21 protein-coding genes and 1 pseudogene are annotated in these 24,390 nt (G+C 43.1%); 7 read left to right on the forward strand and 15 right to left on the reverse strand.

The annotated features are described in order from the left end of the window. Positions 1-805: AAA family ATPase (locus DYB02_RS25300; protein WP_115224162.1), on the reverse strand; the 805-nt coding region annotated here is incomplete at its 3' end. Positions 806-1,074: 269 nt separating this feature from the next. On the opposite strand from DYB02_RS25300, the gene DYB02_RS25305 reads away from it, so the two are divergent. From DYB02_RS25305 to DYB02_RS25330, 5 genes are all read left to right on the forward strand, one after another. After that, entirely contained in the window at positions 1,075-1,590 is a 516-nt protein-coding gene (locus DYB02_RS25305) for an NUDIX hydrolase (protein WP_029805920.1), read from the forward strand. Between the two features lie 23 nt (positions 1,591-1,613). Continuing rightward, the gene (gene ltaE / locus DYB02_RS25310) at positions 1,614-2,618 is read left to right on the forward strand and encodes a low-specificity L-threonine aldolase (RefSeq protein WP_005488643.1); all 1,005 of its coding nucleotides are present in this window, start codon (positions 1,614-1,616) and stop codon (positions 2,616-2,618) included. 77 nt (positions 2,619-2,695) lie between these two features. Continuing rightward, complete coding sequence (locus tag DYB02_RS25315; RefSeq protein ID WP_005498990.1) at positions 2,696-3,013, forward strand: c-type cytochrome; 318 nt, start codon at positions 2,696-2,698, stop codon at positions 3,011-3,013. Positions 3,014-3,241: 228 nt separating this feature from the next. Beyond that, complete coding sequence (gene yfcC, locus DYB02_RS25325) at positions 3,242-4,774, forward strand: putative basic amino acid antiporter YfcC (RefSeq protein WP_077345889.1); 1,533 nt, start codon at positions 3,242-3,244, stop codon at positions 4,772-4,774. 100 nt (positions 4,775-4,874) lie between these two features. Next, a complete protein-coding gene (locus tag DYB02_RS25330; RefSeq protein WP_029805915.1) occupies positions 4,875-5,870 on the forward strand; it encodes a succinylglutamate desuccinylase/aspartoacylase family protein in 996 nt (331 codons plus the stop codon). A 94-nt stretch (positions 5,871-5,964) separates the two neighbouring features. Here DYB02_RS25330 and DYB02_RS25335 read toward each other — a convergent pair whose 3' ends face one another. Continuing rightward, positions 5,965-7,089 carry a multidrug effflux MFS transporter gene (locus tag DYB02_RS25335; protein WP_029804563.1) on the reverse strand — a complete coding sequence of 375 codons (1,125 nt, stop codon included), beginning with the start codon at positions 7,087-7,089 and terminating at the stop codon, positions 5,965-5,967. Positions 7,090-7,228: 139 nt separating this feature from the next. Here DYB02_RS25335 and DYB02_RS25340 point away from each other — a divergent pair, with 139 nt between their 5' ends. Next, entirely contained in the window at positions 7,229-8,008 is a 780-nt protein-coding gene (locus DYB02_RS25340) for an AraC family transcriptional regulator (RefSeq protein ID WP_029804562.1), read from the forward strand. Positions 8,009-8,026: 18 nt separating this feature from the next. Here DYB02_RS25340 and DYB02_RS25345 read toward each other — a convergent pair whose 3' ends face one another. The 3 genes and pseudogenes from DYB02_RS25345 to DYB02_RS25355 form a co-directional block, all read right to left on the reverse strand. Continuing rightward, positions 8,027-8,548: a lipocalin family protein gene (locus tag DYB02_RS25345; RefSeq protein WP_029804561.1), complete on the reverse strand. Its 522-nt coding sequence runs from the start codon at positions 8,546-8,548 to the stop codon at positions 8,027-8,029. A gap of 55 nt (positions 8,549-8,603) precedes the next feature. After that, a pseudogene (locus DYB02_RS25350) lies at positions 8,604-9,131 on the reverse strand (histidine phosphatase family protein). 30 nt (positions 9,132-9,161) lie between these two features. Further along, the gene (locus tag DYB02_RS25355; protein ID WP_025442819.1) at positions 9,162-9,686 is read right to left on the reverse strand and encodes a shikimate kinase; all 525 of its coding nucleotides are present in this window, start codon (positions 9,684-9,686) and stop codon (positions 9,162-9,164) included. Between the two features lie 409 nt (positions 9,687-10,095). On the opposite strand from DYB02_RS25355, the gene DYB02_RS25360 reads away from it, so the two are divergent. Next, a complete protein-coding gene (locus tag DYB02_RS25360) occupies positions 10,096-10,476 on the forward strand; it encodes a cystatin domain-containing protein (protein ID WP_005480328.1) in 381 nt (126 codons plus the stop codon). A gap of 64 nt (positions 10,477-10,540) precedes the next feature. Here the strand turns inward: DYB02_RS25360 and DYB02_RS25365 are convergent, their stop codons facing one another. The 10 genes from DYB02_RS25365 to tssE all read right to left on the reverse strand — a co-directional run bounded on the left by DYB02_RS25365 (position 10,541) and on the right by tssE (position 24,386). Beyond that, entirely contained in the window at positions 10,541-13,597 is a 3,057-nt protein-coding gene (locus DYB02_RS25365) for an AAA family ATPase (protein WP_029804560.1), read from the reverse strand. 9 nt (positions 13,598-13,606) lie between these two features. Then, complete coding sequence (locus tag DYB02_RS25370) at positions 13,607-14,740, reverse strand: exonuclease SbcCD subunit D (RefSeq protein WP_029804559.1); 1,134 nt, start codon at positions 14,738-14,740, stop codon at positions 13,607-13,609. Positions 14,741-14,836: 96 nt separating this feature from the next. Then, a complete protein-coding gene (locus DYB02_RS25375) occupies positions 14,837-15,679 on the reverse strand; it encodes a hypothetical protein (RefSeq protein ID WP_024701997.1) in 843 nt (280 codons plus the stop codon). Then, positions 15,680-15,970: a PAAR domain-containing protein gene (locus DYB02_RS25380; RefSeq protein WP_024701998.1), complete on the reverse strand. Its 291-nt coding sequence runs from the start codon at positions 15,968-15,970 to the stop codon at positions 15,680-15,682. 13 nt (positions 15,971-15,983) lie between these two features. Then, entirely contained in the window at positions 15,984-17,819 is a 1,836-nt protein-coding gene (tssI, locus tag DYB02_RS25385) for a type VI secretion system tip protein TssI/VgrG (protein WP_029804558.1), read from the reverse strand. Positions 17,820-17,876: 57 nt separating this feature from the next. Further along, a complete protein-coding gene (locus tag DYB02_RS25390) occupies positions 17,877-18,356 on the reverse strand; it encodes an Hcp family type VI secretion system effector (RefSeq protein ID WP_005375967.1) in 480 nt (159 codons plus the stop codon). A 205-nt stretch (positions 18,357-18,561) separates the two neighbouring features. After that, positions 18,562-21,129 carry a type VI secretion system ATPase TssH gene (tssH, locus tag DYB02_RS25395; RefSeq protein WP_029862138.1) on the reverse strand — a complete coding sequence of 856 codons (2,568 nt, stop codon included), beginning with the start codon at positions 21,127-21,129 and terminating at the stop codon, positions 18,562-18,564. A 10-nt stretch (positions 21,130-21,139) separates the two neighbouring features. After that, positions 21,140-22,105: a type VI secretion system baseplate subunit TssG gene (gene tssG / locus DYB02_RS25400; protein ID WP_024702001.1), complete on the reverse strand. Its 966-nt coding sequence runs from the start codon at positions 22,103-22,105 to the stop codon at positions 21,140-21,142. Beyond that, positions 22,102-23,925 carry a type VI secretion system baseplate subunit TssF gene (tssF, locus tag DYB02_RS25405; RefSeq protein ID WP_025501052.1) on the reverse strand — a complete coding sequence of 608 codons (1,824 nt, stop codon included), beginning with the start codon at positions 23,923-23,925 and terminating at the stop codon, positions 22,102-22,104. The genes tssG and tssF overlap by 4 nt, the downstream gene beginning before the upstream one ends. Further along, positions 23,922-24,386, reverse strand: coding sequence for a type VI secretion system baseplate subunit TssE (gene tssE / locus DYB02_RS25410; RefSeq protein ID WP_015313304.1), 465 nt, complete (start codon positions 24,384-24,386; stop codon positions 23,922-23,924). Before tssE ends, tssF begins: the two co-directional genes overlap by 4 nt. Between the last annotated feature and the right edge of the window lie 4 nt (positions 24,387-24,390).

Consider the following 24,390-nt stretch of genomic DNA (forward strand, 5'->3'; position numbering starts at 1 on the left):
AGCGACGGTCAGACACGTACATGTCGGTATGTGCGGCGTCGCCAAATTGCGCTTCCACTTTGGTTTCCAGCATCGTTTTTAGCTGGAACAGCTTTTCAAACGCATTGTCGGTGAGCGTCAGTTTATCGAGTTGTTGCTGCCACTGGTGATACTCTTCATCGGTAATCGCCAAACCTTCCGGAATTTGCGCTTCTTGCGATGTGCCAACGGTCAGCATGGATTTGAAGTTTTGCTTATTCTGAATTCGGTTTACGAACACACGTACGAGCATTCGGTCGTACAGTGCGTCTAAGCCGCTATCCTCGTCTGGCAATTCGTTGGAAGCAGAAACCAGCAAACGCATTGGAACACGTTCAATGTCACTGCCATTTTTGAATGTTTTTTCGTTCACGACGGTCAACAGAGTGTTCAGAATCGCCGGGCCCGCTTTCCAAATCTCATCAAGGAAAACGACTTGCGCAGTAGGTAGGTAACCTTTGGTGAGTCGGACATAACGGCCGTTGTCCTTCAACTCTTGGATACTCAAAGGCCCAAACACTTCTTCTGGTGTCGAGAATCGAGTCATCAAGTATTCAAAGTAACTGCTGTTATCAAAAGCTTGGATAAGACGCTTTGCAATAAGACTCTTTGCAATACCAGGAGGACCTAAAAGAAAGACGCTCTCCCCAGCCAAAGCGGCAAGGAGACAGAGTTTGATGGTGTGTTCGCGTTCATAAACGCCATCAGTTAACGCTTTTGCAAGCTTGTTAATACGCTCGGAAAGTAGTGCTTTTTCGGCATTGGATGCAAAAGAAGGTTGGATCATACGTACTCCGGCTGCTGAACTGATGCTGTGTATTTATTTTTATACATTTGTTATCACTTTGTTACAAGTGTAATTTGTTCGAATCACCCTTATAACAGATGCTTATCTCTCTCTTTGCTGAGCAATCAAAGTTTCCATTTATGAGATATAGCTCACTGAAAGTGCAAACGCTTTCGTGGCCTTGCAACAGTTTTTGCTTTTGTTTCCCAGCGTTTGTGGTTAATGTTCAAAAACGTCAAATTGCGGTCATTGCTAGGGTTTACAACTGCATGAGCAAAACAATTCATAAATGGAAGCAAATTTCTTTGGTTGAAAAAGACGTTCAGCTTCCTACTGGTCAAGTCATTTCACACACCACCATTCACCATCCAGGCGCTGCTGTAATACTGCCAATCGCTGCCAATGGCGATATCGTCTTAGTGAATCAGTTTCGACCTTCTCTCAATAAATGGCTTCTGGAGTTACCAGCAGGGACTCGCGAAGGCGAAGAAGACCCGCTCTGCTGCGCGCAACGTGAGTTGGAAGAAGAAACTGGCTTCAGCGCAGAAAAATTTACCCCACTCGGTCAAGTGACACCGCTTGCTGGGTTTTGTGATGAAATTCAGTATTTGTTTGTCGCCGAACACTTAGCCAAAACCAATCGCTACGAGTGTGACGACGATGAAGTGATTGAAGTCGTGACATTGTCACGAGAACAGCTCGAAGAAAAAATTATTGATGGCACCATTACCGATGCCAAAACCATCGCTTGCTTAAGCAAAGCTCGCCTTTGCGGATACATTTAGGAATTTGAACCAAGGAGATATTCATGGATTTTCGTTCAGACACAGTGACTCAACCCACCCAAGCTATGCGCGAAGCAATGTTCAGCGCCCCTGTTGGCGATGATGTTTATGGTGACGATCCTACCGTAAACGAGCTAGAGCAATTCGCGGCTGAATTAGCAGGGTTTGAGGCAGCGTTGTTTACCACTTCTGGCACGCAAGCAAACCTTTTAGGGTTAATGGCACATTGTGAGCGTGGCGATGAATATTTATGCGGCCAGCAAGCACACAATTACAAATATGAAGCAGGTGGCGCAGCGGTACTGGGTTCTATCCAGCCTCAACCAATAGAAAACAATCCAGATGGCACGTTGCCATTTGACAAATTAGAGGCAGCAATTAAACCTGATGACGCGCACTTTGCTCGTACTCGTCTGCTAAGTTTAGAAAACACCATCAACGGTAAAGTGATCCCACTGTCTTACTTAGCGGAAGCTCGTGAATTCGTTAATAAACACAATCTGAAACTGCATCTCGACGGTGCCCGCGTGTTTAACGCAGCTGTTGCGCTCGATGTTCCCGTCAAAGATATTGGTCAATACTTTGATTCCATGACGATTTGTTTATCGAAAGGTCTTGCGGCACCCGTTGGTTCACTGCTGCTTGGCAGCAAGGAATACATCGCGAAAGCTCGCCGTTTAAGAAAGATGGTCGGTGGCGGAATGCGTCAGGCAGGTATTTTAGCGGCAGCAGGTAAACTGGCGATCACGGAACAAGTCGCGCAGTTAAAGCAAGATCACATCAATGCAAAAGCATTGGCGGAAGGTTTAGCTGAACTACCGGGTTTCTCGGTAAATCCTGACTTCGTTCAAACCAACATTGTGTTTGCTAAGTTGGATGCTAAAGTCGATATCCAAAGCATCGCGGAGCAACTCAAGCAACAAAACATCATCATCAGCCCAGGAAACCCAATTCGCTTTGTCACACACAAAGACATCTCTGCTGAAGATATTCAAACCTTCCTATCGAGCCTTAAATCTCTGCTTTAGATTGATTTTGATCATTGAGCTTCCCCTTGGGGGAAGCTTTATTCTACGGTCAATTATCGCTAAATCGAGAATCCATAATGCTAAGAACCCTCCTTTTAACGTCTCTCATTTTTACTTCCACCGTTTATGCCAATCCTTTTGGCGATGCTGAGAAAGGCAAAGTTAAAGCTCCAAGCTGCGTATATTGCCACGGCACAAATGGACTAAGCAGTAATGACGCCTATCCGAACCTTGCAGGTCAAAGTCCTAAATACTTGTATGACTCGATGAAAGCCTATCAGGATGGTTTGCGAACCGGGCCACTGGCAGAGATGATGAAAGCGCAATTACGTATGCTGAACGATGAAGATCTCCGCGATGTTGCTGCATTTTTTGCCGAGCAATCAGGCGACTAAACGGTCTGCATTAATGAGTGAGAAAAGGCTCGTCAGCAGTACGAGCCTATTTATTTTCCTGAATATAAAACCAACAACACATTTCACCAATAAATGAATACAAATCAATCAAACACACTTCAGATCAAATATTTGATGAATTTATAGTTCACTACAGGCATTAATATTGACTTTTTATTCTACTTTATCGATATTTCATGCTTTGTTTGATTCGACGTGAAGTAAGTTATGTCTCACACACATGCGCAGCCATCGGAATCGGCTGCAACAAAGCAATCATGGCAGATGCCTGACACTCTCATTTTAATCTTTTTTGTTGGTATCTTTGCTGCGATTCTTACCTATCTAATTCCTGCTGGTCACTTTGATAGCCAACAGGTGTCTTACGTGGTAGATGGTGCGGAAAAAACACGTACTGTTATTGATCCGTCTTCTTTCTCGTACGCAACCGACGAAAACGGCGAGCTGGTTTACAACAAAGTGGGGCTCTTCGCTTCTAGCGGCGGTATCGGCTTGATGAACTTCCCATTTGAAGGTCTGGTTTCAGGTTCAAAATGGGGCAGCGCAATCGGCGTTATCATGTTTATGCTTGTGATCGGCGGCGCTTTTGGTGTCGTGATGCGCACAGGCACTATCGACAACGGTATCCTTCGTCTGATCGACAAAACCAAAGGTAACGAAGCGCTCTTCATTCCTGTTCTGTTCTTGCTGTTCTCTTTGGGCGGCGCTGTCTTTGGGATGGGTGAAGAGGCGGTGGCGTTCGCCATCATCATCGCTCCATTGATGGTTCGCCTAGGTTATGACGGCATTACGACCGTAATGGTGACTTACGTTGCGACTCAGATTGGTTTTGCGACATCTTGGATGAACCCATTCTCGGTTGCGATTGCACAAGGTATTGCTGGTATTCCTGTACTATCGGGCATGACGGTTCGTATGGCACTTTGGGTTGGTTTTACACTCATCGGTATCGCCTTTACGATGGTTTATGCGTCTCGCATCAAAGCAAATCCTGAGTACTCTTACAGCCGCCGTACGGATAAATACTTCCGTCAGCAAGAACTAGGTAGCCACGACTCTCGTTGGAACTTCGGAGACACGCTCGTTATTCTAACGGTTATCGCAACGACGATTTGGGTGGTTTGGGGCGTAGTAGCCAAAGCATGGTACATCCCAGAAATCGCTTCTCAGTTCTTCACAATGGGCTTTGTGGTTGCCATCATCGGTACGATCTTCCGCCTAAACGGCATGACCCTTAACTGTGCGGCGGACGCATTCAAAGAAGGCGCAGCAATCATGCTAGCTCCTGCTCTTTTGGTTGGCTGTGCGAAAGGTGTATTGCTTATTCTGGGTGGTGGTACTACCGATGAAGCAAGCGTACTGAACTCGATTTTGAACAGCGCAGGCGGCGTGATCAGCGGCCTTCCTGATGTTGCCGCAGCTTGGTTGATGTATGTGTTCCAATCCATCTTCAACTTCTTCGTGACCTCGGGTTCTGGCCAAGCAGCACTTACGATGCCTCTGTTGTCTCCTCTTGCAGACATCGCTGGCGTAACTCGTCAGGTAGCGGTTCTGGCATTCCAACTGGGTGATGGTTTCACTAACGTGATAGTCCCTACTTCTGCGTCCCTAATGGCAACGCTTGGCGTGTGTCGTATCGACTGGGGTGACTGGGCGAAATTCTGCTGGCGCTTTATGCTATTACTCTTTACCCTATCGAGCATTGTCGTCGTCGCAGCTCACGTGATGGGTTTTGCGTAAACTGATTAACAGATAAGAAGGCGAGACAAGTTCTCGCCTTTTTTGATTCAAGCCAAATGGCAAATAAGCATCAAAACGATGTTTTGGAGTGACAACTTTAATGGCAACACAATTTCTGGATGACGTAATTCAAGGTCATCAAGTCATTCAATCTCTCGACGTAACTGACTTGCCTGCTGGCGAGCATAAATTCTGGTTCCGCATTGCAACCAATGCCCTATCTCAGTGGCAATACCTACCAGTATTGGTATTCAAAGGCGGCAAGCCGGGCAAGAAGATTATGATCACTGCCGGTGTTCATGGCGATGAATACAACGGCGTTCTTGCCGCGCAAAAAACAGCTCGAGAGCTAATCGGCAAAGAACTGGCGGGCACTGTCACTGTTGTTCCAACCATCAACTTAACGGGTATGTTGAACCACAGCCGCGATTTTTACTCCGCAGATCCTGATGCCTCACCAGCAAACCTAAACCGCTTTTTCCCAGGCGACGCAAACGGCAATGAGGCCAATCGCTACCTGTTTGCATTATGGAACAATCTGCTTAAGCCAAATGCAGAGCTTGCGATTGATCTGCACACCCAAACCAGTGGTGCCGCTTACCCATTGTATGTGTTTGCCGATTTCCGTATCGAACAATCGTTGGAAATGGCTCGCTCACTTAACCCAGACGCTATCTTAAACGATCCGGGGGACGCAGGTGTTTTAGAAACCGTGTGGAACAACAGCGGCATTCCAAGCATTACTATCGAAGTGGGCATGGGGCGTTACACTGAGCAAGCGTTGATTGATCGTACGGTTGCGGGGATTTTTAACGTGCTAAAGCGCCACGAAGTGATTTCTGGTGAAGCTTCTCCAGTCATTCCTTGCCTTGAAGGTAACGAGATCATCAGTATTCGAGCCGAGTTTGGTGGCTTCGTTCTACCACAAGTGAAAATGATGGATACCGTTGAACAAGGTCAATTGCTTGCGATTCAATACGATAGCTTTGGTGACGAAATTCAGCGCTACATGGCACCGACTAGTGGGACGGTATTAAGTCACAACATTGAGTCGATCAGGGCTCCTGGTTCATTGGTTGTTCGCCTAATCAAATAGCCCTAGTTGTTCACTATTTGAAAGCACTTTTTCGGATAGGTCAATTTGCAACAAAAAGCCCCGCTCATTTAGCGGGGCTTTTTACGAATAAAATCTATTTCTTCATTCGTGACATTGTCACTAACAATACGGTTACTGCACAACTTGTCTGTACTACACCTAGGTTTTGAATTATTCCTGCCAATCCAAGCCCCGACCCAATCAGTAAGTAGTACATCAGCCCAAATACTGCGCCAGCACTGCCCGCTTGCTGTTTATAATCCACCAAAGCAGCGCTTAGTACATTAGGTATCGCAATGCCAAACGCCATCACGACCAATAGCATTGGAACTAAAAACCAAATAGATGTTTGAGCCCAAAAGACACCAAACCCACCAGCCAACAACAGTATCGATGCGATCCACAACAAAGATGTTTGCGTTCGTCCTTTACCCAGCAAAAATTTATTCAACAAGCTGCCAACAAATGTACCTAAGCCAAGTACAACGCCACTGTATCCAAATTCCGATGAGCTAAAACCTAACGCCTCAAATGTGAAAGCACCTAATTGGTAGTAAGAAAACAATGCGATATTGTAGAGCGCAACTAATAACGTCGATTGCCAGATTTGCGCATCTCTCAGCATTCGCCCCAGAAGTGAACCCATATTCAAAGGCTGTTTCTGAATTTGTGTCTCTGGCAGTTTGAAAACGTTGTAAACAAACAAGCCTAACGCCATGACAAACAGTGTAAAAAAGACGGTTTGATAGCCGCCCAATGCGGTTAACTGGCCGCCGAGCAACATGCCAATCACCGGACTGACAGAAATTCCTATTCCCATTACGCCGAATACTTTACCCAATTCTTCGCCAGAAAAACTGTCCCGCAACATGGTTTGCGTCACCACAGAACCAACCGCAATACCAAAGGCGCTCAACGCTCGTGCTAACATAACCACATCAAAGCGGTCAGTTTGCATCGCAACCAATGCAGAAAGCCCATAAACGAGCAAGCCAACTAGCATGGTTGGACGTCTTCCCCATTTATCTGCTAGTAGCCCCCAAACCACGACTCCGATTGCAAATGCTGTAAAGTAGATCGATAGGGTTTGCGCTGCTTGCGTATAGGTGACTGAGAATGACTGTGCAATATCACCAAGTGCAGGGCTGTAAATCGTCTCTACAATTTGTGGAAACATCAGCATCACAACCATTAATCCAATAGAAGGTTTCGTTTTCATTTTTGCCTCTCTATCCCACTTCGACCTGATGAATTCAGAAGCTTAAGTGGGTAACAAACTTAACTTGGCGCGCAGTATAGAAGGCGTTATGCTTTACCCATTAACATCATTAAGACCAAAAACATCAAAATTCGGACAAATGGCACTTATTGAAGAAAACACTCAGTTTGATGCAGACAAGCTCACAGCCAACGTGGTCGGCATTGCTGCAGATGTTGGTAAACACGACTCAGGGATGCATCAGCACCATAAAGGTCAGTTACTTTACGCGCCACAAGGATGCATGACGTTTGCCCTAAATGATTCCATTTGTATTTTGCCGCCAACCAAAGCAGTGTGGATCCCACCTAATACTCCACATCGCGCCGTAATGACGAATGTTGTGGCGTATCGTTCTGTTTATTTCGATTGCGACAAATTTTCTTGCCCAAAAAGCATCGTGATGATTGAAGTTAACGATCTCCTAAAAGCACTGATCAATAAAATGGCTTTGTGGGAGTGGGACATAGAACAAACCAAAACGAATGCGACAACCATATTATTTTGGGAAGAGTTTTATCAAGCAAAGCAATTCGAGCTCACTTTACCATTGCCATCGGATCGTCGTTTGACTTCATTTCGAAATGCGATGACAAAAGACGGATTCATTGCTCCTGATCTCAACCATTTATCGAAAACAATCGGGGCAAGCGGTAAGACAATTACAAGACTGTTTAAGTCCGAAACAGGCATGTCTTATCAAGATTGGCGTCAGCAATGGCGATTGTTAAAGGCAATAGAGCTGTTGTGTGAGGAGAGGCAAGTCAGTGATGTTGCCCATTGCTTGGAGTTTTCATCAGACAGCGCATTCATTGCGTTTTTTAAAAAACAAACGGGACAAACACCACTGAGCTTTATGAAGCATCGAACCTTACTGTAAGGTCAGCAGTTGGACCATTTAATGTTTTTGATCGACCAGGATCAACTCATCTAGCGTAAAGCCTTTCTCTTTGGCGACTCGCTTAAATCGCTCCACCGTCGCCTTATCGACATTTGGTTTCCGAGAAAGTAGCCACAAGTAATCATGGTTAAAACCTGAGACAAAGGCATACTCATAGTTTTCTCCTAGCTCGAACACAATGTACGAGGAATAGAACGGACCAAAAAATGAAACTTTAAGATGGCCGATGTTTTCATCTCCAACGAAATACGCTTGGCCTTCGGCTTGTGTCCACTTTTTATTTTCTTGCGAATAACCACGGTTGATAACCGTGACACCACCGTCTTCACGCAATTCGTATTCAGCCGTAACGTTAGAGAGGCCGCGCTCAAAGGAATGATCCAGTCGAGCTATTTCATACCATTTACCGAGGTATGGTTGGAGTGCAAAGTTGTTTACAGGCTCAACATCATCTGGTTTTGACGTACAACCAAACATCGCGATCAAACATAACAACATCCATGCTTTTATAGATTTCATTTTTAACTCCAATAGCGATTACTCATTGATTTTACTCTATAAGATTGAAAATCGATCACAGACGAAAGATTTTAGAATCTCCGCAAGCCAACCCTTGTTCCTGATAACCTTGCAAAGCTTCAAAAACATTGAAATGACTGACGACAATAACTTTGTCATATTGTCTGTACCTTTACAAAACCGCCATCGTTCGTGCTTTTAACGCCGTCACATGCTCATAGCGCTCGTCGCTCATCGGCAGTCTTAGTTTTAGCAACTCGCGATATTCGTGCCAACGCCGGTCTCGCTCAGCCAACGAAATATAACCACCAGCAGTATCCGCCCGCCATTCTCTCAGATCGTGTTCGACAAACAATTCAAATCCATGACGGCGGTTAAGGATCTCCGCCGTTTGGAGCGCTCTCGTATATGGTGAACAAATAATAGCCTGCGCATCATCGAATACGGCGTTGGTAAGCTTTTGATGAAGTTCCGATAAATACGCTCGATCTAATGGCGCGTAATCTTTCTCTAACTGCGTCATGCATCTTTCATCAGCTAATGAAAAATCTGGCACGCCATGTCGCACAAAAATAATTTCCATCTATTTGTTTTTTCTTAGCTTTTACTTATTTTATAGTTTTTCGAGATAAGCTTGTGCTTTTTTCGGGTTAGTCAAATGAACAAATTGAATGGGTGAACCGCTCAATTCACGTTTCAGTTGAAGATATTTTTGTCGTCGTTTGGCGTAGTTTTTAATAGACCATAATACGATGGAGTCTTTTGTAAACAGTCGATACAGACTTTCTCTGTTACCAGTCCCTTCCCACACCTCTTGCTTTGTGTAAATACGAGTGAGTGCACGTTTGGTCGCTCGGTAAAACGTCACCGTTCTTGAATAGTCCAACCAAATTATCGTGTCGACGTCTTGCCACTTTATGCTTTCAGTTCGAGAATAGTTTCCATCCAAAACCCATTCACTTTGCGTGAGGGCCGTTTTTAAGTTGCTGAAAAACTCATGGTCGGTGCTTTCTTGCCAGCCCGCTTTCCAAAACAATTTGTCCATTTCGATATGTGTAACGTCGAGCTTCTGAGCTAAGGCTTTTGCGAAAGTAGACTTACCACTGCCGCTACTACCAATGACATTTATCCTTTTCATATAACGCCCTCCTTGGCGCTGGCAACAAACTGACGAAGAACGCTGCAATTAGTCAAAACTACAGCTTATTTTTACAGGTCGGTGATAGTAGTGTTTTGTATGATTGATAAGAAATTCAAACGCCAAACATGTGAACTATGACTCATATTAAATTTGATTTATTGCGCTTAACGCTGCCCCAATTCTCGAGTAAATTGAGTCTTCGTAGGCAACAACATCACGAGTTTTTACACTGTAAACTGATTTATCAAGAACAGAATCTTTGATTTATCGTGTTTATTTTCTATGTAAACTCGATCCAATTACTCATCGAATTAACTTTGTGCATATCAAAAGTTTGCACAACATAGACAATGGCGTGATCTCATCACCACTATAATACGACCCGATATGAATAGAGGTGATGGTTATGATGTTAAAAACAGTGTCGACTTGTGCAATTTTGGGGTTGCTTGTTGGTTGCCAACCAAAAAACCAAGAAGAGACGACACATGTAACAGCCTCGGCAGATGTATGTAATACACAGGGAAACATGCCAGGTGGGTGGAACGAATTTGATGCTACCCCTGATGCACAAAAGGCTATGGCCTTTGTCCTGAAACAAATGGATACCCTTTCGTCATTCAAACAAATTTTGACAGTTCATGCACAAATAGTGAGCGGTGTGAACTACGCAATTGAATTTGAAATGGATGATGGCTCAATTTGGAACACTATTGTGTATCGTAATCTCGACGGAGAGTACGCGATTACTCAATCGCCAAAAGAAGGTCACTTCTGCGAACAATAAGTGTCAGAGTCGATAAAAAAGCCCCATAAAGGGGCTTTTTTGTTTTCATTTAACTGTTTGATTTTTATTTAGATAATAGCATCTGAGATTTAACCGAAACGGTAGAACCAAACCTAGACGGTTCAACATCGATTCGCAACGCCATCTGCTCTTTGAGTTCAGACACGTGTGAAATTACGCCAATCATGCGGCCCGTTTGTTGCAAGTCGACCAATGTTTGAATCGCCAGATCGAGAGATTCAGGGTCCAAGCTACCAAAGCCTTCGTCGATGAATAACGTATCTAAACGAATTCCACCGCTGTAAGATTGCACTACATCAGACAAGCCTAATGCCAAAGCTAAAGCTGCCATGAAGGATTCTCCACCCGACAACGTTGCAACATCACGCATTTTTCCGGTGTAACCGTCTTCCACCACGAGATCAAGTCCTCGCCCTGCAGCACCCTTAAAACCCTCTGTTTTACGCGCTAGAATATATCGACCCTTGCTCATCAAACTCAGTCGTTGAGAAGCTTGAATCAACACATCATCCAATAAAACCCCCAACACAAATCGGTGTAAACTGATACGGCTGCCCGTTTTACCACTGGCGACATCATAAAGCGTACCGAAAACTTTGTACTCTTCCTCTAATTTACGGTTTTTATCGTGCAGATTAGAAATTTCATTGCGAACTTTTTCCAAGCCTTCAAACAGTGAACGCGTGCTATCCAGCTGATTTCTAATTTCTAAATACGAATGTTGAGCAGTGCTTAAACTGACGTTAAGCGCTTCTAAATTAGGCTTCTCGACCGCCTTCAAAGCTTGATTTAAATCCGCAAGAGTTTGTTCTAACTGAATTTGTGTTTGCTTAAAGTTATCTATTTCTTGTTGCCAAGTTTGAGCTTGTTGTTCACTCACTTTACTCTGTAAGAAGTACGCTTCATCAGCAAATGCACTCGCTTTTAGTGCACTTTCCCATTCGGTTTTAGCATCTTCCAGTCTACTATTCGCTTCCAACAGCCACTGTTGGTGAGTCGTCAACTGACTATCGACATTTGATTTCGCCAGCACAGCTTGTTGTAACTGCACTTGCGCAGATTCTAGGCCGTTATTCAGCTCAACAATTTGCTTGTGTATCTGAGTCAAGTCGTTTTCTAGTTGCTCTAGTGATGTGTATTTATCACCTAATGACGCAGTCAATTTCGCTAACTGCTGCTGATTTGCTTTAATCGTCGATTCATTTGCAGCCATCTGGTTTTGCAAATCGTTGATCTTACCTTCGCCAACCAAACAACGTTGATTCAACTCGTTCACGCTTTGCTCAAGCTGAGCAATATTAATTGCGTTCAAATGCTGTAATCGTTCATTGAGTTGATGAATAGATGCCTGTAATGCTTGCAGCTCTAGGTTCGCGTTCTGCCCCAACTCAGAAACCATTTGCTCAATTTGCTGCGTGTATTGAGCAATCGCAATATTGTGTTGTTCCAACTGGTTGCTCAATTGGTTCAGCGTGATTTGAGCCTCACGCTCCTGATGACGAGCCTGTTGAACTTGCTCTTTTGTGACTTCATCACCAACAAATTGAGCAGGCTGAGGATGTTCGGTACTACCACAAACGGGACACTTCTCTCCAGTTTGTAAACGAAGAGCAAGAACTGCCGCTTGCGCATTATGCCAACTGAGCTCTAACGCATCCGCTTCACGTTGAAGGTTTTCATAATAAGACTTGGCTTGAGTTACCGAGGCTTGTTTACTTGACGTCAATGCATCTAACTTTGAAAGCTCTTGATTTAAATTACCTAACTTTTGAAGATCCGACATCAAACGCTGCTGCTGTTTGATCTCTGCATCCACACCACCAATACTTGCGACATCAATGCGAGCTTGCTCCAACACTTTTTGCGCTTGCAGGGCGTCTTGCGTCAGTTTTTCCCTAAACACTATGTATTTTTTTAGCGTTTCTTCAAATTCTGATTTCTGCTGAAGTCCTGCAGCGATGGCACTATCCAGTTCAACCTTCTCGACCAACTTGCTTGTCATGCTTTCAAGTTGGTATTGCTGCTCTGTCAGCCTAGGAACCCGATTCGCTTGTTCTTTTGCCTGTTGGAAGGCTTGTTCCTTCGTTTTTAAGACGTCGTCAGCGGCTTTTAAATCTTGAGAAAGAACGGCAACCTTTTGGTTTAAATCTTGAACTTGCTGGGCGGCATTTTGCAGCGTGATATAAGGCAGTTCAATCCTACTCGCCTTTTTCGCATTCTCTAACTGGAGTTGGCGAGCCGAAATGGTTTCAGTTTGTTGCAAGTGCAGATGGAGCGAGGCTTCTGCTTGTTCACGCTTTTTAAATTCATTACTTAACGTTTCAGCTCTCTGAATTTCTGTTTTCACGGCATTTAACTGAGCAAGCGATTCCTGCTCTCGCTTTTGCGCTGACGCGAATTGGACAGACAGCGTTTCACGTTGTTCTGTTAATTCCGCTTCTGATGTCACTCCCGCAACTTGAAGCGCGCCACGAATTTGGTTATCAAACTCATCTTTTGCTTTGCTTATCGAGCTTGCTTTGTCTTTTAAGGCGTATTCAATCTTTTTGTAGATATCCGTTTCGAACAACTGGCCAAAGATCTCTTCACGCTCTTTAGACGTTGCTAATAACAGCTCGCGAAATTTACCTTGAGGCAATACCATAACCTGACGGAACTGAGTTTCGTTCAAACCAATAATATTAGTGATCTCAGTTTTAACTTGGGTCGTTTTGCTGGTGATGAGTTTTTCTGTCTCACCCAATTCATACAATGACGCCGTGTGTTTGCGAACGGTTAAGCCCTCACCACGGGCTTTCGGAGCTTCTTGCTCCGGCGCGCGAGTCACTCGGTAAACTTTGCCATGCAAAGAGAAATCTAGAGTTACTTCGGTTAGCAGCTGTGGCGATGCTAAATCACAGCGCATTTGGATCCCTTGACGTTCATTGCTAGTGGTTTCGCCATATAGCGCAAAGCAAATCGCGTCTAAGATCGAGGTTTTACCTGAACCAGTAGGTCCATTAATTAAAAATAAAGCATTACTTCCAAGCTTTTCAAAATCAATAGTTTCTGTTTTCGCAAACGGACCAAAGGCTTGCATCGTGAGTTTGATTGGTTTCATATTTGGCCCTTACTGCTGTGAAAGTTGCTTAATGATGTTGCTGATTGCTTGCTCTTGCTCATTTGATAACTCACTATCCTGTGCTTCAGCAAAGAAATCTTTGAACATGTCAATTTCACTGCGAGCGAGCTTAGCTTGCGCCATTTCTTGCTCGACACCAATTAGCATTCCTGGCTTCTCTAGATGCAAAACATTCGGGTAAACCGTACGAAGTTTCTCCATCGGATTTAAAATGGCGTGTTTATCCATTAATCTCACCAGTAAATAATCTTCATTTTTCGGATCCGTTTTGCCCCACTCTAGAATTTGTTCCAATTCGCCTTCAACGATACGCATTTCATGAGGCGCAGTTAACTCAATATGTTCCGCCCCAATAAAGCCATCTTTGCCGATTTCAACTAATGTGAAGCCTTTCTTTTGATTTTGTTCACCGAAGCTGTACTTCATCAACGAACCAGAATAACGAATGTACTCCTCACCTTTCTTTTGAGGTTGGTGCAAATGACCTAACGCGACATAATCGAAGTTTAAAAAATGCTCGTGGCTAACTCGATCAGAGCCACCGATAGAGAGTGGTCGCTCTGATTCAGATTCAATAGCACCATCTACGAAGCAATGACTGATTAGAATATTTCGATGCTCAGATTGGAACTGCTCTGTAATTTTTTCGGCAAGCAGTTTATGAGCTTCATCGTGTGTCGACACCGGCTCTTTATACACATAACGTACTTGTTCAGGATCATTGTATGGCATTCCATAGAAAGCCACATGACCAGCAGCTTTCGTTTCAATCACAACTGGCGTTAACATATCTTCAAAGTTGATGATGATATGCAATCCCGAACGTTTCATTTGCTCAGAACCAAAACCCAAACGCTCTGCGCCATCGTGATTGCCTGAAATCAATATCATAGGAGTATTGAGCTCACCACAGATTTGCTTTACGACTCGATTAAGCAACTCGATAGCAATCGTTGGTGGAACGGAGCGATCATAGACATCTCCGGCAACGATTACAGCATCAACCGGATTGTTTTCAATATATTGGATAAGTTGCTCAAGAACTGCCTGCTGATCTTCAAGCAAAGAGACATTGTGAAACTGTCGGCCAAGATGCCAATCTGAGGTGTGGATAAACTTCATTCGAATTCACTTTCTGCCACAAACATGGCGTTATCTTATTATCCCGTTAGGATATCGTGACTTCGTAAGCTTTTCATGTGGTTTGTGTTGATTGATCTAAGAATTTTCGCTCTCATTTCGACCAAATAAGGCTCCAACAACATACCCACTTGGCTCGATGTCTAGCTGAACAGCGTGAAAGCGTTCACTCACCTCGTTCATTTGTTGTTGATACAGGCAGACAGCTTTGAGAATACCGCTACAGGCTCCAAGCGAACCTAACTTCACATTCAGAAAATGGTATCTAGTGTCGGAGGTAATCCACGGTGAGAAGCTCTGAATATGATGCATCCAAATAGGCTCTTCGCCTTCAACAGATACAGTAAAGTCACTCACCGGATATTTACAGTTAAGCCCTAACTGCTGCATGACCTTCTCTACTGCGATTGACTGTTGTGTGGCATCTAAATCAACACAAACGTTTCTGCTGAATAAACCACCTTTGCTCGGCTCGCATTTCGCCGCCACGACCGAACTACGCGAACCATTCACGTCATCATTTTTGGCATTAAATCCCAAAACCCAGGTAGGTCGACTTGAGACCAACTCTCTTTTTATTCTTCCAAGAGCCATCAAAAAGGATGCCTGCCCGTAAGGATACAAGTAGATATTTGTACTTGGATGACCACCTAAGGCAGAGGATATCTCAAGCATGATTTTTTTCAGTAGCGTTTTGTCGCTGAGTTGGGGCAACAATACGCAAACACAACCAGATACTTCTGCTTGTTTTAAGCTTCTCCCATGTGACGCAATCAGCTTAAACAGTCGTTCTTCATAAACTTCATTGTTAACGTTTTGTGTTTTTTCACCGGAAAACCTAAATGAAGCATCGAGAATAGAGCTGACTTGTACTTCCTCATCGTCAATAAGACATAAAGGCATCTTAAAACCAATTCGCATCTATCCCCCGATGAGGACGGTCGGTACACCGACGAGAATTTTTCCACCATGAGATGTAGAGTCCCCTGATCTAGCAGCCGGTTTACCATTAATCTTAACGCTAGAAGACCCCGAAGATATGCTGTCAGGCGGCCCGATACAAACGAGTTTGTCACCTTTTCTCGCAGCAGGGATGCCTCCTATTTTTACATTTGGAGAACCCATAACAACAGGACCTCCAACATGAGGGATCTTGCCTGTTTTCTTTGGACAAAGGTGAAAACTTCCAATCACTGCTGCTGGTTTACCCATTCTCAGTTCCCTCTTAATTCAAAGAGATTTGTCCTGCTTTCAATGCGATTGCAGAGCCATTGATAGAAATCTTGTTGCCCTTAATGTTGATTTCGCCAGAACTCGACATTTGAATTGAGGCTCCACCGACTTTAATTTCAATACTTTTCCCTGCATTGAGAGACAACACTTTTCCAGTGTCAGAGGTATAGTTCTCTCCCACTTTTAACGTCGCATTTTTTCCAACGTCTTGAGTGACATCGTTGGTTACTTTCTCAACTTTATTGTTCTCAACCACAATATCTACGCAGTCTTCGACTAACATTTGGAACAACTTTTCTGCGTGAAGGTAAATGTGTTCTTCGCCAGGTTTATCTTCAAAGCGTAACTCGTTGAAATTGGCGTTTCCTTTTTGAACTGAGCGGGACTTAAAACCGCTTTGAGAACTTTTCTCTGGAAGAGAATACGGGGGCAACTGGCTCCCGTTATACAGCGCACCCGTGACAATAGGTTGATCTGGGTCGCCATTCACAAACTCTACGATAACCTCTTGCCCTACCCGAGGATGAAACACCGCACCCCATCCATTTCCGGCAACGCTTTGAGCAACTCGAATCCAACACGAACTATTTACATCGTACTTACCCAAACGATCCCAATGGAACTGTACTTTTATTCTGCCATGTTTATCAACGTATACCTCACCGTCTTTATTACCAGTCACAATGGCTGTTTGAAGACCTTTAATTTGCGGTTTAGGGTAAGTAACCGCCGGCCTTAAAATGGTTTTAGAGTCCACACAACTAAACGCAACACGAACACCTTGAGAAGCGGTGCCACCCAGACCAGTTTGATTAAACACAGAAGCAAAAATCGCCACAGAGGCCAAGACATATTCTTTTCCTACTCGCGATTTATCTTCGTGTTTTTTGAACTTAAAACATTTACCCACAGAAAAGGTTCGACAACTCGCCTCTCCGCTACATAGATAAACGTTCTGTTGAAGGGATTCAATTGCGTGAGTGTTTCGAAGCGAGTACTGATCGTCACTTTCTGTTTCACCCAGATACTCAAAATACTCACTCGCAGGTACTGTAAACAGTGCAGTATCACCAGCAGCTACGTTTTTGGGTTGTGAGGCTGGTTTTAGCATATTGAAGCCAGACTTCTGGCTTGATTTAGTCGTTAAAACTTGTGTTTCGTTCCAATCAGAAATGTGACTCGACTCTGAACTGCCTGTATCGAAATCGACCATAAACTCAGGACTGGGTTTGTAAAAGCTTACATCATCAAAAATATCTAGGACATGGGATGATTTAGAGTGACTAAAGCAAAAAGAGAGCCCTTCTTCGGCTAGGAGGCGCTGAACAAAAGCAAGATCAGATTCTTCATACTGAACTTTGTAGGAATATTGGGGATACGTATTTTTTAGTTCAAATTTAAATGCAACACCATGCTCTGAAAGCACTTCGGAAATAATGTCTTTTATATTTTTCTTCTGAAAGATTTTACAATTATTTCTGTACGCTGCGAACTTAACTTTCGGTTCAACAATAATTTCAATATTTTTGTAGTTTTCTCCATTATGAGAATTCATCACTCTCTGGCCTTCGAGCTTTGCAGCAGAGACAATGCCATGGAAAAAACGCGGACTTTTAGAAACACGACTACTATTTTCCACTGAAATCGTTACTTCTTTACCCACGATTTCATTGAGCTCATTTTTTTGATCATTAAAATAAGCTTTAGCACGCAATGAAAAAAGCTCCGAGATCCCTTCTCTATATTCGAACGAATTGAGAATAAGAGCATCTTTTCCAAACGGAGAAGAAATACGGATAAAGTTGTTGTCTTGACTTGCTTTTTTCATTGGATACTTATATTTCCTTTTGAAATGGCGGAGGAGATAACCCCTCCGCACAATAAATTACATTTGTTGACCTTTAACACCGCTGTAACCGTAAACCAACGGAGCAGAAGTGTTGTTTTTGTCATCAGTAGGTGTCACTGTCATCATCATTTCAGTGTATGAAATTGTGATAGTTTCTACTGGGCGATCATCTTGAATCGATACTGAGTAGTTAGAAATCATCGCATCAGTCAGTTCGATTTTCATGATTTCTTCAACTTTTTCGCCCTGCTTAGTGATGTGGAATACTGCAGGTTTACCTTTACCGATTGTTGCTTCCTTGAATAGATCAGGAGACGAACGATCTTGAAGTTTAGTGATAGTTAAATCATATAGGCGTGTTGCACTTGCTTCACGGTCCATTGCTGTACCCGTGTAAGAAGAAATTTCACGACCAACACTCCAATCTACAGATAGTAGTGTAATTAAATCCTTATATTGTTCCGCTGTCGCTTCACCTTTAATATCTGCGTATTTAAGATACGTATTAGACTGCATGCTAATCTCCTAGAGCATTATTAATTGACATATTTCGTATTAATTAAATTATCTGAATAATGATAATTAATGATTGATGTATCAAAAACTTCATTTTAAATACGCTCCTTTATATCTTTAAATTAGATTTAAATTAAGCGATATTTATAACTAACAATAGTTATTATGAAGCAACTCTCAATTATTATTTACAGAGTTAAACTTGTTAAATAAGTGAGACTTCTAGTTCTTTAATTGAACCTCTAACATTAATTTCATCGAACGTCTTACCATTAAGAATTGCATTCAATATTTCATGAGAAATTTTAGGAAGTAAATTATTTTCAATGGTGGTTTGAACTACACGAGCACCACTTCCTGACTCATTACTATTGTCTACAATGTCATTAATTAGTTGTTCATCAAAATACAACCCTGCCGAATAATGTTTTCGGATACGGTTAGATACTTTGTTGAGTTTTAACTTAGTTATTTCCGTTAGGACTTCTTTTCCGAGAGGCAAGTAAGGTAATACATTAACTCGCCCCAAAAATGCAGGTTTAAAATCTGTTAGCAAATCATCTCTAAGCGCTTCTTTTAGAACTTCCGGTTCTGGCGCTAAGTCTGGATCTGCATAGAGAGACATTGTGGTTTCTGTGCCAGTATTCGCAGTCATGATAATGATGGTGTTTTTAAAATCGATATCTCGACCTTCACCATCTTTAATGGAGCCTTTATCAAACACTTGATAGAAAATATCTTGCACACCGGGGTGCGCTTTTTCCATTTCATCCAACAGAATCACACTGTAAGGTTTACGCCTTACGGCTTCCGTTAGAACGCCCCCCTCACCGTATCCGACATATCCAGGAGGAGAGCCTAACAACAATGAAACCTTATGCTCTTCTTTGAATTCCGACATATTGATCGTGGTTACGTTGTCTTCGCTCCCATAAACTTTCTCTGCGATAGCAAGAGCGGATTCCGTTTTTCCGACACCACTAGGGCCAGTTAATAAAAACACGCCATTAGGTTTAGTTTCATCCGTCAATTGGGCACTTGCTGTTTTGATCACTTCGGACATGATTTCTAGAGCATGATCTTGCCCCACAACTCGCTCGCACAAGCTATCTTTTAGGTTAAGAACCGCTTCAATTTCGTCATCTTGCAATTTTCCAAGTGGAATACCTGTCCAATCAGAAATTACCTCAGCAATCAAAGATTCATTCACATGAGAAAAGACTAAAGGTTGCGCGTTGAGCGCTAAGTTCGATTCGATTTCCTGTAATCGCTCTTTGTCACAGTCGGCATTCTCTTCTATCACCTTAGCTCTCAAGGACTTAGCTTCTTGAACCCACTGCTTTTCTTGTTCCCAAATTGCCTCTAATTCTATGACTTGATTAGATAACTCATCGATATCATATCGAATATTATTAAGCTGTTCATCGTGACTTACGCCTAACAGAGCCTCTTTGGAAAGTTGTTGAAACTCCGCTTCTTTGATGTTTAGCTTTTTCTTTTTGCTATCCAACGCGCCCGGAGTGGCAGATTGGCTCAATGCAACACGCGAACATGCAGTATCTAATACCGATACTGCTTTATCTGGTAGTTGGCGTCCGTTGATGTAGCGAGCAGAAAGTTGTACCGCTGCATTCAGTGCTTGGCTTGTGATATAAACATCATGATGTTGCCCCATGATGTTAACCAAGCCTCTAAGCATATCTACCGCTAACTCAGGAGTCGGCTCGTCTACTTTCACAACCTGGAAGCGCCTCGTTAACGCGGCATCTTTCTCAAAATATTTTTTGTACTCAGCCCAAGTAGTTGCAGCGATGGTCCGTAACTCTCCTCGAGCCAACGCTGGTTTCAATATGTTAGCAGCATCACCTTGTCCCGCTTGACCACCACCTCCGATTAGACCATGAGCTTCATCGATAAAAAGAATGATTGGCTGCGAAGATTCGTTCACTTCTCGAATGAGATTTTTAAGTCTATTTTCAAACTCCCCTTTCATCCCCGCACCCGCCTGAAGCAAAGCAAGATCGAGTGATTTGATGGCAACATCATGTAAAGCCGGAGGAACATCCCCATCCACTATTTTTTGCGCCAGCCCCTCAATTACCGCAGTTTTACCTACACCAGCCTCGCCCGTTAAGATCGGATTGTTTTGGCGACGACGTAATAAAATATCGATCATCAAGCGGATTTCATTGTCGCGACCGATAACAGGATCTATTTTTCCAGCTTTAGCTTGCTCAGTAAGATCCGTTGTGAACTGATTCAATGCTGAGTTCGAGCAACTCGTCGCCTTAGAAGTATTGTTTCCACCATCGCCCACATGCTCTTTCATTGCGACTAGGCGAGATGGTTCGACTTTGTCTAGCTCCGCGCTAATAGCGTTCATCATATTCACTAGCGTGTCATCAGAAAGATACGCAAACAGTAAGTGGATACAGTTCACTTGTTCTTCATGAAACTCTATCGTTGCGCACATCAAAGCATTCTGCATCATGGTTACAGTATAAGCAGAAAGGCCTGGGACGGTTTGGCATCCAGTTTTGTATTTTTCAAGCTGAGCTTGCAGTTGTTCTTCGACTTTTCTTTCATCAATATCAAAAGCTTCAAACACTTCTGAATAAATACCGGATGGATGTTGAACTATCGCCAACAACCAGTGGGTCAACTCTATACTATGATGTGTACGCGAACTTGCCATTGCAGCCGCTTGCTCTAGCGTTTCCTTCGCTTGCGGAGACAATCTTTCGACCAACGCTGAAAGTGATAATGAAGCCATTATGTTTCCTTTAAACCGTAATTGTTATGTTGCGATCTTCCGTACGTTCATGTTTTTTCAGTACAGAGCCGACACCTAACTGACCTTGTTGCTTAGATATTTGAACTTGAGGCAATAGACTATGTTTAGTCGTGAGTTGCCATTTAACGTGCTTGTGTTTGCCAATGAAGTCACCTGCTACCTGTTTTATCGTTTTCAATGTATTGGTCTTGGGTAATAGATTTTTGACTTGCTTACTTTCCTTTGGGAGAAACTCAATTGTTGTACTTGCATTGATATTCCAGGCTTTTTTTCCTAGTGACGCACCAGCACCGAGTTGTGCAAACTGGCCTTCGGGCATACTTTTCGATGCCAAACGAGTTTGTTCAGATTTAGACAGTCGCATCCATTGACCTTGAAACTCGTGAATACGAATTTGGCAACCAGACAAACATTCCAAAATGCTCTTCAATGCACCTTTACTTCGTGTTGGAGATGCATACATGCCGCCATAATGCAGTGCTAGATCATTCCCATCGCCAGTCAATGACGACATGCAATCAGTTAATGGGGAGCGCTGATTTTTTGCATGCGCACGCGCTTGTATGGTTAACTGACTCAACTGCCAACTTCGATAATAGAGGGATAAAAGCCGGTGGTTAAAAATGTCATAGAAGTCCACCATCGCATGATCGCCTTCTTTCAGTCGATGCAATGCAAGCTCACTGTAATGCTGAGGCAGTACACCCTGCTCCCCCGTCAAGCCAATCAAATTTGTCTCAAGCGCTAATTTATCTTTACCTAATGGTTTAGTAGAAACGAGTTGCGCATTCTCAAAGCCTAAAGACGCATTGACCTTTAAGTTGAGTTTCTCGTTTTTTGGTAATGCATCTGTTCCAATTTGCGATTCAACTTTCAAAAGCTCTTGCTCAATAAGATGAATAGATTCAAACAAAGAACGTTGCTTTAGCTCGCGGTAGAAGTCCTCTGAGCTCATAACAACACCTTATCACCTGTCAGCGCAGGCCATACGTGAAAGGAGCTGCTGGTTGATTTCAACTTAATCTCTAACTGCGTAAACACGTTAATCTCCGCATATTGAGCAAAGTAAACAGATAACACGCTACCCAATAAAAAGATCTGCTCTTTTGGCAGTATCTGATCGGATACTGTTAGAATCAGCTTTACTCCATGTGCAAAACCAACTTTTCCTTTCTGACTAACCCTACCGGTTGTATGTTCAAACTCTAGCTTGACTAGAGCATCTATAACGGCTTTTGTTTCGGCCGTGCCTGCAAATGCATACAAGTTCAATGTTTGTTTTAACGTTGCTAGGCCGTCAGCTTCAGTAAAATGGTTCAATGTTAATAGCTTGGTAAGCTGCCATCGTGTGCTTTCATCCATCTCTGGCCTAAGCGTTTCGGAGAGAGACGTTAAGCACCTAATTGATTTAAAATTATCATCAACATTGGGTAACTGAACCTTTGGTAGCCCGCCACCAAATGGAATTTTTTGTGGCAAATTACGATTGCAACACTCAGCTTCCACATACATCAGCCAATTATCTCTGCTTTCAGGGCTGAACAACTGGTATTGCTTATCAACAAAAGAAACATAAGTCTCTCGACCAGGCTCATCGTAGCCACCGGCCCAGTTTTTGTCCTCTCGTCTCATTAACCAATACACTTCACTCGCGCTCATGTAGTGCGTGTGCTCTCCTGAATGGTAGCAGGGTAAGTGCTCGTAAGTTTTGTTCCAGTTTCTCAAGGTAACATCAGAAATCGAGACAACTTCATTACTCTCTGCATCTTGGTACTGAGGAGATAATTGATACTCGTACTCTGTTGGAAGGAGACGTTTAGGTTCCATGGTTGATTTGAACAGATTTACAATGGGAACACAGCCAACCATGACACTTTCCTCGTCTACTTGCTTTGGTAGCCAGTCATCGCTTGTATCGAAGTAAAAGCAAATCTCGACCTGCCCTTGAATCTCTAACTTATCTAAGCCGAGCTCAATCAAGTCAAAGAACATGAATTTTTCTGGGAAATGAAGGTACTCGACCAATAAACGAGATCCCGAAAAACTTCTCTTACTGTAAGGAACGACTTGCTCCTCGTCCCCAAAACCAACCGATTGAAGATGCCTCTTAGTTAGAGGCATGATCTCTTTACCATCAAACACGATTGAAAGACCAATCAAACTTTGGAATAACATTTGATATAGCTTGAGTGTTAATTGCGTCTGTCCATTTAAGTACAAACGCAAACAATCGATACCCATGGAATTGATAGATGACTCTGAATCATGAGCACTCAGCTGACACCTTAGTACAGAGTGCGCATTATGCTCCCACTTAGAGCCAGTAGGCTTGAAAGGCGCGTTCTCAAATGAACCAGAGATAATATCGAGTGGATACATTGTTGTCGGGTAACCGGTTCGAAACTGGCAATCTTGATATCCAGGGGCACTAACTTCGACTCTTTCACCCACAGGAATAGCAAATGAACTAGTGGTTGACTCTGAACAGTTCAATTTAATCACGGACATCGAAGGAATTGGCGCATGAAAGTCCGGATATAGCTGTCCCATCAGTGATTCCGTAAACTGTGGGTAACTGTTATCCAGACTTTGTCTTATCCGAGCGGTTAAAAAAGCACAACCTTCCAACAGACGTTCAACATGTGGGTCTTCAACTTGTTCTTCGCTGATACGTAACCTAGCCGCAATTTTAGGATATTGCTCGCCAAACTCTTGTCCTTTGTGTCGCAGATAGGCCAATTCACGATTGTAGTATTTTAGAAACTCTTCACTCATTTCGCTCGACTCAACTTCATTCCTAAGTTCACTGGCTCGACTTCCGAATTGAATTTCAACTCGTGGATGTCATTATCAATCAAACAAGTTGCGCTAATTTCTAACCGTAAGGTTCGATCTATCGCATTTTTTTCATCAGAAATTTGAACGTGCGGATTTCTTAACCGAGGTTCAAACTCCCGAATAGCTTCATAAACGATGTCACACAACTGACTTTGTCCATCTTGGCTGCTATAAGGCATTGATGAAAAATCAGGTAACCCATAGTTCAGAATTGAGTATCTAACTTCTAAAAAGTCTTCGTGAATATTTTTCCAACCAATACGACTATTAAGCATCGACTCTAAGTCTCTTAACAAACCATTGAGCATGTGTTGCTGACTGACAGGAAAATCTTTTTCTTCTCTGGTAGTTGGGTCGCTATCAATCAACTTGTCTAGCAGTGAAACCGTTAAAGCCATAATT

This window comes from Vibrio parahaemolyticus (genome assembly GCF_900460535.1).
GTDB lineage: Bacteria > Pseudomonadota > Gammaproteobacteria > Enterobacterales > Vibrionaceae > Vibrio > Vibrio parahaemolyticus.